The organism is Cupriavidus sp. WKF15 (genome assembly GCF_029278605.1).
Lineage (GTDB): Bacteria > Pseudomonadota > Gammaproteobacteria > Burkholderiales > Burkholderiaceae > Cupriavidus.
Genome location: NZ_CP119572.1, coordinates 3506296 through 3520147 on the forward strand (window position 1 = coordinate 3506296; position 13852 = coordinate 3520147).

The 13852-nt window shown below is 66.6% G+C and carries 13 protein-coding genes; 8 read left to right on the forward strand and 5 right to left on the reverse strand.

All coding sequences use genetic code 11. From position 1 onward, the window contains the following. Positions 1 to 6 precede the first annotated feature (6 nt). Positions 7 to 1266, reverse strand: coding sequence for an NYN domain-containing protein (locus tag CupriaWKF_RS16330; RefSeq protein ID WP_276098833.1), 1260 nt, complete (start codon positions 1264 to 1266; stop codon positions 7 to 9). Between the two features lie 347 nt (positions 1267 to 1613). Here CupriaWKF_RS16330 and CupriaWKF_RS16335 point away from each other — a divergent pair, with 347 nt between their 5' ends. Further along, a complete protein-coding gene (locus CupriaWKF_RS16335) occupies positions 1614 to 5207 on the forward strand; it encodes an indolepyruvate ferredoxin oxidoreductase family protein (RefSeq protein ID WP_276098834.1) in 3594 nt (1197 codons plus the stop codon). 43 nt (positions 5208 to 5250) lie between these two features. Here CupriaWKF_RS16335 and CupriaWKF_RS16340 read toward each other — a convergent pair whose 3' ends face one another. Then, on the reverse strand, positions 5251 to 5862 hold the full coding sequence (locus CupriaWKF_RS16340) for an HD domain-containing protein (RefSeq protein ID WP_276098835.1): 612 nt from the start codon (positions 5860 to 5862) through the stop codon (positions 5251 to 5253). Between the two features lie 125 nt (positions 5863 to 5987). Here CupriaWKF_RS16340 and CupriaWKF_RS16345 point away from each other — a divergent pair, with 125 nt between their 5' ends. The 4 genes from CupriaWKF_RS16345 (at position 5988) to CupriaWKF_RS16360 (ending at position 8596) form a co-directional block, all read left to right on the forward strand. Next, positions 5988 to 6407, forward strand: a complete 420-nt coding sequence (locus CupriaWKF_RS16345; RefSeq protein WP_276098836.1) for a GNAT family acetyltransferase — start codon at positions 5988 to 5990, stop codon at positions 6405 to 6407. Between the two features lie 33 nt (positions 6408 to 6440). Then, positions 6441 to 6791 carry a GFA family protein gene (locus tag CupriaWKF_RS16350; RefSeq protein WP_276098837.1) on the forward strand — a complete coding sequence of 117 codons (351 nt, stop codon included), beginning with the start codon at positions 6441 to 6443 and terminating at the stop codon, positions 6789 to 6791. 21 nt (positions 6792 to 6812) lie between these two features. Further along, entirely contained in the window at positions 6813 to 7223 is a 411-nt protein-coding gene (locus tag CupriaWKF_RS16355) for a VOC family protein (protein ID WP_276098838.1), read from the forward strand. 77 nt (positions 7224 to 7300) lie between these two features. Next, the gene (locus CupriaWKF_RS16360; protein WP_276098839.1) at positions 7301 to 8596 is read left to right on the forward strand and encodes an MFS transporter; all 1296 of its coding nucleotides are present in this window, start codon (positions 7301 to 7303) and stop codon (positions 8594 to 8596) included. Positions 8597 to 8623: 27 nt separating this feature from the next. Here CupriaWKF_RS16360 and CupriaWKF_RS16365 read toward each other — a convergent pair whose 3' ends face one another. Then, positions 8624 to 9511: a class III extradiol ring-cleavage dioxygenase gene (locus CupriaWKF_RS16365; protein WP_276098840.1), complete on the reverse strand. Its 888-nt coding sequence runs from the start codon at positions 9509 to 9511 to the stop codon at positions 8624 to 8626. Between the two features lie 237 nt (positions 9512 to 9748). Between CupriaWKF_RS16365 and CupriaWKF_RS16370 the strand changes: the two genes are divergently transcribed. The 3 genes from CupriaWKF_RS16370 to CupriaWKF_RS16380 all read left to right on the forward strand — a co-directional run bounded on the left by CupriaWKF_RS16370 (position 9749) and on the right by CupriaWKF_RS16380 (position 11994). Continuing rightward, complete coding sequence (locus CupriaWKF_RS16370) at positions 9749 to 10066, forward strand: hypothetical protein (RefSeq protein WP_276098841.1); 318 nt, start codon at positions 9749 to 9751, stop codon at positions 10064 to 10066. A gap of 159 nt (positions 10067 to 10225) precedes the next feature. Continuing rightward, positions 10226 to 11221 (forward strand): hypothetical protein, encoded by a 996-nt coding sequence (locus tag CupriaWKF_RS16375; protein WP_276098842.1) that lies wholly within the window; start codon positions 10226 to 10228, stop codon positions 11219 to 11221. Positions 11222 to 11367: 146 nt separating this feature from the next. Further along, a complete protein-coding gene (locus tag CupriaWKF_RS16380; protein ID WP_276098843.1) occupies positions 11368 to 11994 on the forward strand; it encodes a DNA-3-methyladenine glycosylase I in 627 nt (208 codons plus the stop codon). A 357-nt stretch (positions 11995 to 12351) separates the two neighbouring features. Here the strand turns inward: CupriaWKF_RS16380 and CupriaWKF_RS16385 are convergent, their stop codons facing one another. Beyond that, positions 12352 to 13281, reverse strand: coding sequence for a cation diffusion facilitator family transporter (locus CupriaWKF_RS16385; RefSeq protein WP_276098844.1), 930 nt, complete (start codon positions 13279 to 13281; stop codon positions 12352 to 12354). A 6-nt stretch (positions 13282 to 13287) separates the two neighbouring features. Continuing rightward, positions 13288 to 13731 carry a MarR family transcriptional regulator gene (locus CupriaWKF_RS16390; protein ID WP_276098845.1) on the reverse strand — a complete coding sequence of 148 codons (444 nt, stop codon included), beginning with the start codon at positions 13729 to 13731 and terminating at the stop codon, positions 13288 to 13290. Between the last annotated feature and the right edge of the window lie 121 nt (positions 13732 to 13852).

The window sequence follows — 13852 nt, forward strand, 5'->3', positions numbered from 1 at the left end:
AATCCCTTAAGCCTTCGCCTTCCTGCGCGTCCTTCTTGCCGGCTTGGCCTCTTCCTCAATTGGCGCCGGCGCCTCGGCAAACCCTTCAAACGCCTCCTGCACCTGCGCGGTCAGCACCGTATCGCCGGGCGCGGCAAACACGGACTGGTCGATCGGCCAGGGCTTCTCGCTGAGCGCCACTTCGGGACGCCGCGGAGCCCGCTTGCGGGTCTTCCTGGCGGCCGGAGCGGCCGGCTCGTCCGGAACCACATCCACGGCCACCGTTGCCTGAGGCGCTTCCGCCTCCGGCACGGGCGCAGGTTCAGGTACGGCCTCGGGTACCGCGGGAATCTCCACGGCCGCCGGCACGGGCTCCGCTACGGGGTCGACGACCGGTGCCGCCACGACTTCCGGCTGGGGCGCCGGCCGGCGACTCTCGGGCTGTGACATTGGCGGCGTCGCCTGCGGCTGAGCTTGCTGCTTCTCTGGCTGACGCTGGCCCGCGCCACCGCGGCCATCTCCCTCCTGCCCGCCCTTGCCTCGCTTCTTCAACCGCACCCAGATGGTCTTGTTGTTGCCGCCATTGCGCGTCTCGACCTCGAACAGCCCGGTGGCCACAACCAGCTCCGAAAGCTTGCCGTAGCCATAGTTGCGCGAATCGAACTCCGGCGCCTGCTTGGCGATGTGGTTGCCCATGCCGCCGAGCGTCGACCAGCCGTCTTCATCCGACACCGCCTGCGACGCACTCTGCAGCAGCCGCACCAGGCGCGAATCCTGGCGCAGTTCGCCGGTATTGCGGCGACGCGGCGGCGGGGCCGCCTCATCCACCTCGGTTTCGGCGCGCAGCACGTCGGAATAGATGAACTTGTCGCACGCTGTCACAAACGGCTTGGGCGTCTTGCGCTCGCCAAAGCCATAGACAGTCAGCCCCTGCTCGCGGATGCGCGATGCCAGGCGCGTGAAGTCACTGTCGCTCGACACCAGACAGAAGCCGTCGAAGCGTTCCGTGTACAGCAGATCCATCGCGTCGATGATCATCGCGCTGTCGGTCGCATTCTTACCAACCGTGTAGCGGAACTGCTGGATCGGCTGGATCGAGTGCGACAGCAGGCACTCCTTCCATCCCGACAGGTTGGGCTTGGTCCAGTCGCCGTAGATGCGCTTGACGGCGGCCACGCCATATTTCGCGACTTCAGCCAGCAGGCCTTCGATGATGGCGGGCGCCGCGTTGTCGGCGTCGATCAGTACAGCCAGGGTTGCGGTGCCCTGGCGGGGGGAGTTGCTCATGTTCTGTCCTGCTCGGAGGAGGTTCCCGGCCATGTTGCCGGGTGGAGGGTTGCACCAGGCCGGCGCGCGCTGGTCGGTGGCAGGGGCGCCTTCAGCCACATCGTAGTGCATGCGGGCGGCGCGTTGGATGCATCGCAGTGTACACGCGAAGCCCTGTCCATACGGGAAACTCCGGTCCGGCCGGGTGTGGATTTTGCTGCATTGCAAGGTGCCGCGGCATTTTCAGCGGTGCTACCATGCCGCGCAGAGACACGACCGGTCGATGCCTTCACAAGAGGCTCAGGACGGTCGCCCCATGAATGTAGGAGTCGGTGATCCCGACCACACACCCCCATAGAGGAGCACCTATGAATGCCCCCCTGACCACGCCGGTCAGCGACGCCATCCGCCGCGCGCTCGCTAACGTTTCCCTCGACGACAAATACACGCTTGAGCGTGGCCGCATCTACATCAGCGGCACGCAGGCGCTGGTACGCCTGCCAATGCTGCAGCAGGAGCGCGACCACGCCGCCGGCCTGAACACGGCCGGCTTCATCTCCGGCTATCGCGGGTCGCCGCTGGGTGCGCTGGACCAACAGCTGTGGAAAGCCAAGAAGCACCTCGCCGCACACAACATCGTGTTCCAGGCCGGCCTGAACGAGGACCTTGCCGCCACGTCGGTATGGGGCTCGCAGCAGGTCAATATGTACCCGGACGCGAAGTTCGACGGCGTGTTCGGCATGTGGTACGGCAAGGGGCCGGGTGTGGACCGCACCGGCGACGTCTTCAAGCACGCGAACTCGGCGGGCTCGTCGCGCCACGGCGGCGTGCTGGTGCTCGCGGGTGACGACCATTCGGCCAAGTCCTCGACGCTCGCGCACCAGTCGGAACACATCTTCAAGGCCTGCGGCCTGCCGGTGCTGTATCCGTCGAACGTGCAGGAATACCTGGACTACGGCCTGCATGGCTGGGCCATGAGCCGCTATTCGGGACTGTGGGTGGCGATGAAGTGCGTCACCGACGTGGTGGAATCGTCCGCCTCGGTGGAACTCGATCCGCATCGCGTGCAGATCGTGCTGCCTGACGACTTCGCGCTGCCGCCGGGCGGCCTCAATATCCGCTGGCCCGATCCGCCGCTGGAACAGGAAGCGCGGCTGCTCGACTACAAGTGGTATGCCGGCCTGGCCTACGTGCGCGCCAACAAGATCGACCGAATCGAGATCGATTCGCCGCACGCGCGCTTCGGCATCATGACCGGCGGCAAGGCCTACCTGGATACGCGCCAGGCGCTGTCCGACCTGGGCCTGGACGATGCCACCTGCGCGCAGATCGGTATCCGCCTGTACAAGGTCGGCTGCGTGTGGCCGCTCGAAGCGCACGGCGCGCGGGCGTTTGCCGAAGGCCTGCAGGAAATCCTAGTGGTCGAAGAGAAGCGCCAGATCATGGAGTACGCGCTCAAGGAAGAGCTGTACAACTGGCGCGACGATGTGCGCCCCAAGGTCTACGGCAAGTTCGACGAGAAGGACAACGCGGGCGGCGAATGGTCGATCCCGCAGAACAACTGGCTGCTGCCGGCGCACTACGAGCTGTCGCCGGCCATCATCGCCAAGGCCATCGCCACGCGGCTCGAGAAGTTCGACCTGCCCGTGGACGTGCGCGCACGGATCGCCGCGCGCCTGGCGATCATCGAGGCCAAGGAAAAGGCGCTGGCCACGCCGCGCGTGACCGCGGAGCGCAAGCCCTGGTTCTGCTCGGGCTGCCCGCACAATACCTCGACCAACGTGCCCGAGGGCTCGCGCGCGCTGGCCGGCATCGGCTGCCACTACATGACGGTGTGGATGGACCGCAATACCAGCACCTTCAGCCAGATGGGCGGCGAAGGCGTGGCGTGGATCGGCCAGGCGCCATTCGCAGGCGACAAGCATGTGTTTGCCAACCTCGGTGACGGCACCTACTTCCACTCGGGGCTGCTGGCGATCCGCGCGTCGATCTCCGCCGGCGTCAACATCACCTACAAGATCCTCTACAACGACGCGGTGGCCATGACGGGCGGCCAGCCGGTGGACGGCCAGCTGTCGGTGCAGGACATCGCCTGGCAGGTCCACAGCGAAGGCGCGAAGAAGATCGTCATCGTCACGGACCAGCCGGAGAAGTACAACGCGGCGATCAGGCTGCCCGAGGGCATCACCGTCCACCATCGCGACCAGCTCGACACGATCCAGCGCGAACTGCGCGAGGTGCCCGGCTGCACGATCCTGATCTACGACCAGACCTGCGCCACCGAGAAGCGCCGCCGCCGCAAGCGCGGCACGATGGAAGACCCGCAGCGCCGCGCCTTCATCAACGATGCGGTTTGCGAAGGCTGTGGCGACTGCTCGGTCAAGTCAAACTGCCTGTCGGTGGAACCACTGGAAACCGAGTTCGGCACCAAGCGCCAGATCAACCAGTCGTCGTGCAACAAGGACTTCTCATGCCTGAACGGCTTCTGCCCGAGCTTTGTCACGGCTGAAGGCGCACAGGTGCGCAAGCCCGAACAGCATGGCGTAGCGATGGACAGCCTGCCGGCACTGCCTGAGCCTGCATTGCCCGAGATCCGCCGCGCCTACGGCATCCTGGTGACCGGCGTGGGCGGCACGGGCGTGGTAACCATCGGTGGCCTGCTCGGCATGGCCGCGCATCTGGAGAACAAGGGCGTCACCGTGCTCGACATGGCGGGCCTGGCGCAGAAAGGCGGCGCGGTGCTGTCGCACGTGCAGCTCGCGATGCGCCCCGAGGACCTGCATGCGACACGCATCGCCATGGGCGAGGCGGACCTGATCATCGGCTGCGACGCGATCGTCTCGGCCAACGACGAAGTCATCTCGAAGACGCAGTCGGGCCGCACGCGTGCGGTGGTGAACACGTCGCAGACCCCGACCGCCGAGTTCATCAAGAACCCGAAGTGGCAGTTTCCGGGCCTGTCGGCCGAGCAGGACATCCGCAACGCCGTCGGCGCCCAGTGCGACTTCATCAATGCGAGCGGCCTGGCCGTGGCGTTGCTTGGCGACGCCATCTATACGAACCCGCTGGTGCTCGGCTATGCCTGGCAGAAGGGATGGATCCCGCTGACGCTACAGGCGCTGGAACGTGCGATCGAACTCAACGGCGTGGCCGTGGAAAAGAACAAGGCCGCGTTCGACTGGGGCCGCCACATGGCGCATGACCCGGAGCACGTGCTGTCGCTGACCGGCAAGCTGAAGACATCCGCCGAAGGCGCTGAGGTAGTGAAGCTGCCAACGTCATCGGGCGCGCTGCTGGAAAGGCTGATCGCTCGCCGGATGGAGCACCTGACCGCCTACCAGGATGCGGCCTACGCACGTACCTACCGCGAAGCCGTCGACCGCGTGCGCGCAGCCGAAAGCGCGCTGGCGGGCAGCGGCAAGCCGCTGCCGCTCACGGAAGCCGCTGCACGCAACCTGGCCAAGCTGATGGCCTACAAGGACGAGTACGAGGTCGCGCGCCTGTACACCGACCCGGCCTTCCTGGACAAGCTGCGCGCGCAGTTCGAAGGCGAGCCCGGCAAGGACTACCAGCTCAACTTCTGGCTGGCGCCTCCGGCGACCGCCAAACGCGACGACAAGGGGCAACTGGTCAAGCGCAAGTTCGGTCCGTCGACAATGGCGCTGTTCCGCGTGCTGGCGAAGATGAAAGGACTGCGTGGCGGCATGTTCGACATCTTCGGCCGGACCGAGGAACGCCGCACTGAACGCGCGCTGATCGGCGAATACCGTGCGCTGCTCGATACGCTGAGCGCCGGCCTGAATGCGGCCAACTACGACACCGCCGTTGCGCTGGCCAACCTGCCGGACGACATCCGCGGTTTCGGCCATGTGAAGGACAACAACCTGAAGGCGGTACGTACGCGCTGGGCGAAGCTGCTGGAGCAGTTCCGCCATCCGGAGACGGCGCAGCGCGTAGCTTAAGAAGCCGGACTGGCAGCGCCTGCCGCGCTGCCAGTCGCCAGCGTTACGCCTTGGCCAGCTCCTTCTCGCCTGGCTTCACATACATCGAGTTGCGCGGGTGGGACAGCACGCGTCGCACCATCGGCTCGAAGAACGACAGCGGCAACGTGTCATAGTCGGTCATGAACGCGGCCGCGTCATATTTCTGGCAAAACTCCGCGGTACGCTCGAACAGTTCCGGCTGGTCGCGGAATTGCTCGCGCAGGTTGCGGTCCAGTCCCAGGTGGTGGAAGAAGTAATAGCCCTGGAAGACACCGTGCTTCTCGACCATCCACAGGTTTTCGGCGCTGACGAAAGGCTTGAGGATGGCGGCGGCGATATCGGGATGGTTGTAGCTGCCCAGCGTGTCGCCGATGTCATGCAGCAATGCACACACCACGTATTCCTCGTCGCGGCCGTCGCGGTGCGCGAGCGTGGCGGTCTGCAGCGAGTGCGTGAGGCGGTCCACGGGAAAGCCGCCGCAATCGCCTTCGAGCAGGCGCAGGTGCGCCAGTACGCGGTCCGGCAAAGCTTTTGCGAACGGCATGAACTCTGCCGAGATGGCGGCCCAGTCTTCACGGGTGCCATGTTCCATGTGGCTGAAAGTGGCGTGCGCGGGCACGTGGGTGTCGCTCATGCTGGTCTCCTTGGCGGTGGGGTTGCCTGTCGTCTGGATGGTCTGGGGGCATTGTGGCATCGGCCGCGCGGCTACACTGTCAAATACTGAACAATGCGCCGATTGATGCGACGCACCATCCCTGCATGCTGATCCGTTCGTTCCGCGAAGAAGATGCTGAAGCCATCGTTGCGCTGTGGCAGGCCTGCGGCCTCACGCGTCCATGGAATGACCCGTACCGCGACATTGCCCGCAAGCTCACCGCACAGCCTGAACTGTTCCTGGTGGGCGAAGTGTCCGGAGCGCCGATGGCGTCCGCGATGGTGGGCTTCGACGGACACCGCGGCTGGGTCTACTATGTGGCCGTCGATCCCGCGCACCAGGGCAAGGGCTGCGGACGCATGCTGATGGCGCATGCCGAGCAACTGCTGATCGAGCGCGGCTGTCCCAAGATCAACCTGCAGGTGCGCGCCGGCAACGACGTCGTAATCGATTTCTACAACAAGCTCGGGTACGCGCCGGATGCGGTGGTCAGCCTGGGCAAGCGGCTGATTCCCGATCAATAGGCCCTGCAGCAGATCCGACCACAAGGAGACGACATGACATTCCAGGGCAGCTGTCATTGCGGCGCCATCGCCTTCGAGGTGGAGGCCGACAACATCCCCAGCGTGATCCGCTGCAACTGCTCGATCTGCCGCCGGCGCGGGCACCTGCTGTGGTTCGTGTCGCGCGCGCAGTTCAAGTTGGCCACGCCGGAAGCGAACGCTTCCACGTACCGCTTCAACACCATGAAGATCGCGCACCGCTTCTGCCCGGTATGCGGCTGCGGGCCCTATGCGGAAGGCCAGGACAAGGACGGCCGGCCAACGACGGGGATCAATGTGCGCTGCCTGGACAACGTCGACCTGGACGCGCTGAAGATCATCGACTACGACGGCCTGCACCATTGAGCGCCGTGCCGGGAGCCTGACATGTTCCGCATCCTCGGTATCGACCACCTGGTGCTGCGCACCGCCGACGTGGAGCGGCTGCGGCGCTTCTACGTGGATGTCCTCGGCTGCAGCGTGGAACGCGAGCAACCGGCCTTTGGACTGACGCAATTGCGCGCCGGCAGCGGACTGATCGACCTGGTCTCGCTGGACGGCCCGCTCGGCCTCGCCGGCGGCGCGGGCCCCGGTGCGCAGGGCCGCAATCTCGACCACTTCTGCCTGCGCATCGACCCGTTCGATGCCGACGCCGTGCGTGCCGGACTGGCACGCCACGGCGTGGAGGCCGGCGCGGTGGAGCAGCGCTTCGGCGCCGAAGGCAAGGGGCCGTCGCTGTATCTGAAGGATCCGGATGGCAATGTGGTCGAACTCAAGGGGCCGGCCGAAAGTGCCTGAGCGTCACCACGACGCGCCCGTGGTCGCTACAATTTCCGCTTAGCCCGCCGCGCCGTCCCGCATGCGCCGGGCGCGCCATGACCCGAACCGACGCCACGCCCGACGCGGAATCCGCCACGCCCTCCGTTCCTGCCGACACCGGCAACCCGCCTGCGCCGCCAATGCCGCCGATGCCGCCACGCCGGCTGGTCTGGACCCTTGGCCTGACCGAGACCATCTCTTGGGGCACGCTGTACTTCGCCTTCACGGTCTTCATCGAGCCCATGACCCGCGCGCTGGGCTACTCCAAGCCCTTCCTGGCCGGCGGCTTTTCGCTCGGCCTGCTGGTGTGGGCGCTGTGCTCGTTCGGCGTGGGCCGGCGGCTCGACCGCGTGCCGGCGCGCCGCGTGATGGGCGCGGGTTCGCTGCTGGCTGGCGCCGGGCTGTTGCTATGGGCCTGGTCGCCCTCCCCGGCCATGTTCCTGCTGATGTGGGTGCCGCTGGGCCTGGCCATGTCCACCACGCTCTATGAACCTGCCTTCGTGGTATTGCGCCAGGCATACGGAGACGGCTACCAGAAGCCAATCGTCACGGTCACGCTGATGGCCGGCTTTGCGAGCACGATCTTCGTGCCGCTGGCGCAATGGCTGGTGCTGCATATTGGCTGGCGCCCCACGCTGCTGGGCTTTGCCGCGCTCAACCTGCTGGTCTGCGCGCCGCTGCACGCGCGCCTGCGCTACGCGCTGCACCCCAGCTATGCGGCCGTCCAGCCGGCCTCGCCGCTGCCTGCGGGCGACGCCGCCAGCCAGGGCATCGCCCGCGCCACGCTGCGCCAGCCGGTGTTCTGGGCGGTCGTGCTGGCCTTCACGGCAACGATCATGGTGGCGTCGCTGCTTGGTGCGCACCTGATTCCGATGCTGACCGAGAAAGGCCTGCCGCTGGGCCAGCAGCTCGTGGTCGCGGCGCTGATCGGCCCGGCGCAGGTGGCGGGCCGCTTGCTGATGATGCGCGCCGCGGTGCGGCACCCGGTACGCCTTGCCCTGCCCGTCTATGCGCTGATGAGCACGGGCCTGCTGTGCATGGCGCTCGGGCACGGCGCCTGGCTGATGGTCGCGGCGGTGCTCTACGGCTGCGCCAATGGCGTCAATACCATGCTGCGCGCGATGGCCATGCCGGAACTGATCTCGCGCCATCACTACGCCACGCTCAACGGCCTGATGATGACGCCGGTGCTGCTGATGCAGGCCGCCGCGCCGTGGCTGGGCGCCCTGCTCTGGCGCGCCGCCGGCGGCTACTGGCTGATGCTCTGGACCATGACGGCGCTCGCGCTGGCCGCGCTGCTGTCGTTCGCGTTCGCGCTGCACCGGCGCGGCCTGCTGCGCGCGCCCGGCTGATACCCGCCTGCGCGCAGGGGATAGCCCTCAGGCGGCCGCGCGCACGGGCGGCTGCGCACCGGCTCCCAGGCCGTTGAACACAAAGGTGTCCATGGCCAGCACGCCGTAAGTCACTTCGTCGGCGACCCGCGCCACCTCCGCTGGTGCCTGCGCATGGCCGGCCTCGCGCGGGCCCAGCGCCGCGCCCAGCGCCACGTAGAACGGCAACAGGTGCTCGTCGGTCGGGTGCGCGCGGCGCGCGTGCGGCGCCTGGGCACGGTAGTCGGCAATGCGGCTGGTATCGCCCGTTGCCAGCGCCTCGTCGAGCGCGCCGAGCATCCAGCCGCGGAAGGCATCGACATACGGCTCGGTGGCCGCGCCGTGCTGGACGCGCCGGCCGCTGCCAAACACTTCCTGCAGGTTGTGCGTGAAACTGCCCGATGCGAGCACCAGCACGCCTTCGGCGCGCAGCGGCGCCAGCGCGCGGCCGATCTCGATCTGGACCGCCGGAGACAGGTACGGGTTCAGCGCCAGCTGCACCACGGGGATGTCGGCATCCGGGAAAAAGTGCCGCATCGGCATCCAGGCCCCATGGTCCAGCGGGCGTTCTTCGTCAAAGCCGACAAAGCCGGCGCCCGGAACGTGAGCGGCCTCGACCAGCGCCTTGACGCGCGCAGCCAGCTCGGGCGAGCCCGGCGCGTCATAGCGCAGCGCGTAGAGTTCGCGCGGAAAACCGCCGAAGTCGTGCCACGCTTCCTGCCGTTCACGCGTGCTGACTGCCAGCGTGCTGTAGATCCAGTGCGCCGACACCACCAGCACGGCGCGCGGCCGCTGCGCGCGCAGGCTTTCGCCCAGCGCGTCGAAGATGGCCCCGGTCGGACCCGGGTCGATCGCCAGCATCGGCGAACCGTGTGAGACATAGATCGAGGGAAGCATGGCACTCACCTTCAAAGGATTTCGTGGGTTGCAGGTAGTTTGACAAAGAAGGCGCAGCCCTGCGGATCGGATTTGCGGACAGTTCGTGCAAAAAACTTGAATGGCCGTTCCGCGGCCAGCGTGGGGTGGCCCACACAGCGCATGGCTCCTTGTGCCTGCGCGCAGCGGGAATCGCATACGATGCCTACGGGGCGCCCGGCGGTCTTCAGCAAGCGCCCCCGGCAAGTGGAGATTCTCGTGGTACAGCGCCTCCCGCCCCGTCACAGGCGGCCAGCCTCGATTCCCGCGCACTGGTGGCGAGCCGGGGCGTACGCGAGCGCCCCGGCTGTCGCGCTGTGGATCCTCGCCCGCTTGCCGGCCGCCGTCCTGGCCGCCCTGTTCGGCACGCCGGGCGCCACCTACTGGCTCAACCATGCCGGAGATACGGTCTTCGTGGCTGGCTGGCTGGCCAGCGCCGCGCTGCTGTGGCTGTCGTGCAGGCGCGCCACGCGGCCGCCGGTGTCCGAGGCGGACCCGGCATCATCGCCCCCGCAGGGCCACCATCACGCAGGTTAGTCGCGGTGCCCCGTATGCAAGACTTGTCATCGGTGATCTGAAAAGATTCGTGCATGGGCGCCGATGCCATGCGGCGGGCACCATCCCTAGCTAGAATGCATCACCGGTGCGGCGCGCGCATCATGCGCGCCGGATTCGGAACCCTATCCGGCACTTCGAATGTCCGCAATCCAGCAATTTCGCAGGGCCGCGGCTGCCCTGCCGGCCTGTCTGGCCCTATCGGGTGCGCTCTGGCTGTTGCCGGGGCAGGCACGGGCACAGGCACAGGGTTCGAACGGGTTCCGGATCATCGGCACCAATGTGCAGAAGCATGCCAACGGCGTGCTCACGCTGATGTCGTACTCGGTCGTGCCGGACCTGGCTTCCAGTTCGTTGTCGATCAACAACGCGACCACTGACAACCCCGGCGTCTACATGACACAGCTTGGTGGCGGCTTCACCTGGAGCAAGTCGTTCCCGCTCTACCTGGAAGGGGCGATCGCCTACAGCCGCTACGACCCGACCTTCGTCGCCTCCAGCGGCGCCGACTCCCGCCCCCTGCCGGTCAAATGGAACACGTTTTCCGGCACCATCGGCGTCGGCTGGGACTTCCCGCTGACCGAAAACAAGGAACTGGTGTTCCGGCCGATCTTCAATGCCTCGCTCGGCAATGTCTCCAGCGACCTGAGGGTGGGCGAGCTCGTGATCGAGCGCAACACCGATGCCAGCATCAACTTCCTCGAGCACGGCTCGCTCAATGCCTACGGCCTGGGCGGCTCGGTGATGCTCGACTGGGAGCACTACCGCGAGACCCACGAGATCGACCTGGAATTGCGCTACACCAATATCCACTTGCAGAGCTTCGGTGGCTCGTCCGCGGGGGTCACCGGCACCGCGACCGCGCAGACCGCCAACCTGTATGCCCGCTGGCGCGCCCCGACCGGCTGGCGCGCGCTGGACCGGCCTGTACGCTATGTGCTCGAACTGTCCCATTCGCACTATCTCGGCAGCCAGGCCGGCGTGCTCGGCTTCAACTACCTGACCACGCTCGGCACCGGGCTGGAACTGGACACCAGCGCGCATGAGGTCTTCGTCACGCGGATCCGGGCGGTGGTGCGGTATGTGTTCGGCAACAATGTCTCGGGCGTGTCGCTGGGGCTTGCGGCAAGCTTCTGAGCCGTCCCCGCCGGCTGCGGCAGGATTCGCATGTCCGATTCCTGCCTTCCGCAAACGGCGGGTCCGGTGCATGATCACCGGCTGATGCCGGCACCGCGCAAGCGCGCCGCCGGCCATGACAAACCACGGGCCATGGAAAGGCACGCATGACAAGCAAACAGGAAGCCGCCGCGGAACGCGTGCGCTGCGGCTGGTGCGGCACGCTCGAAGACTACTGCCACTACCACGACAACGAATGGGGCTATCCGGTCGGCGATGACCGGCGCCTGTTCGAGAAGCTTTGCCTGGAAGGCTTCCAGGCCGGGCTGAGCTGGCTGACCATCCTGCGCAAGCGCGAGGCCTTCCGCAAGGCGTTTGCCAATTTCGACATCGAGAAGGTGGCCCGCTTCGGCGAGCGCGACATTCAGCGCCTGCTCGGCGATGCCGGCATCGTGCGGCACCGGGGCAAGATCGAAGCCGCCATCAACAATGCCCAGCGGGCGGCGGAGCTGCTGGAAACCGAGTCGTCGCTGGCGGCCTACTTCTGGCGCTACGAGCCCGACCCTGCCAGCCGGCCCAAGGTGCTGACACCGGAAGTCCTGCGCACCATGGCGACCTCGCCGGAGTCGGCGGCGCTGTCAAAGGACCTGAAGCGGCGCGGCTGGCGCTTCGTTGGCCCGACCACGATGTACGCGCTGATGCAGGCGATGGGGCTGGTCAACGACCACCAGGATGGCTGCTGGGCCCGGGCCGAAGCGTTGCGCGCGCGCAAGGCGTTCAAGGTGCCGCGCTAAGGCGGCCGGCCTCAGGTATACGAGCCGGCGAACGGGCCATGCTGGTATACGTTTCGTCGAGGCGGAACAACCTAGTGATTTTTCTTAAGACTGTTTACGTATACATAAATAGTAGTAGTAGGTAAACGTCGCCCGCGGTCGTGGATAACCGGTTTTTTTCCTTTGGGATCAGCGGGTTGCAGGAAAGACAACCACATGGCATGGCGTAGGTTGTACCGGGATATCCGCGACCTTCGGTATACGTCCGCGACAGCTCACGCAGCTTGTACGTATACGGCCCACAGCACATCCCCCGCGGTATCACAGCTTTCCCGCACAGTTATCCCCAATGGACGGTCAGGATATCCACAGCGCCGCTCAGCGGCTGGCCGCCGCCGCGGAGGTGTATACCGGATCGACGTGCGTCATCACGTTCAGCACGTGATGGCTGGCCAAGGTGCGCCGGTGCGCCTCGGCCGCGATGGCGTGGCCTTCGGCGACGGTCAGGTTCGCGTCGACATCGAGATGCACGTCGACCAGTACCTGGTCGCCCATCTTGCGCGTGCGCAGGTCGTGCACCCCGAGCACGCCCGGCGTTTCCAGCATGGTCTGCCGGATGGCCGCGACCGTCTCGGCATCGGCGGCGCGGTCCATCAGGTCGCTGAGCGCATCCCAGCCGAACTTCCAGCCCATGCGCGCGACCATCAGGCCAACCACGATGGCCGCGACGGGATCCAGCACGTGATAGCCAAGCAGGTTGCCGCCGACGCCGAGCGCCACGACGAGCGACGACGCGGCGTCCGAACGCGCGTGCCAGGCGTTGGCCACCAGCATGCCGGAGCGCACGCGCTTGGCGATGGCCAGCATGTAGCGGAACAGCAGTTCCTTGGACAACAGCGCCACCATGGCCACCCATAGCGCGATTGGCTTGACCGCCTGCGCGCCCTGCGGATGCTGGATCTTGCCGACCGCCGCCCACAACATGCCGAGCCCCACCGCGAGCAGAAGGCAGCCCAACACCAGCGAGGCAGCGGTTTCATAGCGGCGGTGGCCGTACTGGTGGTCGGAATCGGGGTCCTTGCGGCCGTGGTGCCCGGCCAGCAGGACCACGAAGTCCGACACCAGGTCCGACAGCGAGTGCAGAGCATCGGCAATCAGCGCCTGCGAGCCGGCCCACAGGCCGGCCGCGGCTTGAGCCAGGGTCAGTGCGATATTGACCGCGACACTGACCAGCGTGCTGCGCCGGCCGGCGAGGTAATCGGCGTGCGCGCCCGCTGACCGGCTGATGGAAGGATCCTGAAGTGGCATGTCCGTTCAGCGCTCCACCGCGGCCACCAGGTTGGCACGCACACGCTGCAGCAGGGTGATCAGTTGCTCATGCTCGTGCGGCGTAAAGCCGCGTAGCGCTTCGGCGGCAATCTCGTCGCCGACCCGCCGCGCCTGATCCAGTGCCTTGCGGGCCTTGGCGGTCATCTGCACCAGGCGTTCACGGCGGTCGTCCGGGTTGGGCCGCCGTGCGATCCACCCGCCCTCTTCCATGCGGTCGAGCAGCCGGCCCGCCGAGATTGGCGCCACATCGAGGATGTCGGCCAGGCTGGCCTGGTTGATCTCGCCATGGTGGGCAAGGTAGACGAGCGCGCGGCACTGCGCGCGCGTGAGGTCCAGCGTGGACTTCGCCAGGTCGTCGAAGCGCTTGCCGCACAAGCGGCCCACGTCGGTCACCAGGAAGCCCAGGCGTTTTTCAGATTCCGATTCCATCGCGCGACTATAGCCCAAGAACCCTGACAGTGAATGGACCGGCACACGGCTCACGAACACACAGCGCGCGCATGAACGGCCTGGCCATATAATAAGCACGCTTATCAATAAAACAGCCCCC

Bases quoted from the DNA above. Each gene is read 5' to 3' on its own strand.
- CupriaWKF_RS16330 (WP_276098833.1), bottom strand. From the start codon at position 1,266: ATGAGCAACTCCCCCCGCCAGGGCACCGCAACCCTGGCTGTACTGATC.
- CupriaWKF_RS16335 (WP_276098834.1), top strand. From the start codon at position 1,614: ATGAATGCCCCCCTGACCACGCCGGTCAGCGACGCCATCCGCCGCGCG.
- CupriaWKF_RS16340 (WP_276098835.1), bottom strand. From the start codon at position 5,862: ATGAGCGACACCCACGTGCCCGCGCACGCCACTTTCAGCCACATGGAA.
- CupriaWKF_RS16345 (WP_276098836.1), top strand. From the start codon at position 5,988: ATGCTGATCCGTTCGTTCCGCGAAGAAGATGCTGAAGCCATCGTTGCG.
- CupriaWKF_RS16350 (WP_276098837.1), top strand. From the start codon at position 6,441: ATGACATTCCAGGGCAGCTGTCATTGCGGCGCCATCGCCTTCGAGGTG.
- CupriaWKF_RS16355 (WP_276098838.1), top strand. From the start codon at position 6,813: ATGTTCCGCATCCTCGGTATCGACCACCTGGTGCTGCGCACCGCCGAC.
- CupriaWKF_RS16360 (WP_276098839.1), top strand. From the start codon at position 7,301: ATGACCCGAACCGACGCCACGCCCGACGCGGAATCCGCCACGCCCTCC.
- CupriaWKF_RS16365 (WP_276098840.1), bottom strand. From the start codon at position 9,511: ATGCTTCCCTCGATCTATGTCTCACACGGTTCGCCGATGCTGGCGATC.
- CupriaWKF_RS16375 (WP_276098842.1), top strand. From the start codon at position 10,226: ATGTCCGCAATCCAGCAATTTCGCAGGGCCGCGGCTGCCCTGCCGGCC.
- CupriaWKF_RS16380 (WP_276098843.1), top strand. From the start codon at position 11,368: ATGACAAGCAAACAGGAAGCCGCCGCGGAACGCGTGCGCTGCGGCTGG.
- CupriaWKF_RS16385 (WP_276098844.1), bottom strand. From the start codon at position 13,281: ATGCCACTTCAGGATCCTTCCATCAGCCGGTCAGCGGGCGCGCACGCC.
- CupriaWKF_RS16390 (WP_276098845.1), bottom strand. From the start codon at position 13,731: ATGGAATCGGAATCTGAAAAACGCCTGGGCTTCCTGGTGACCGACGTG.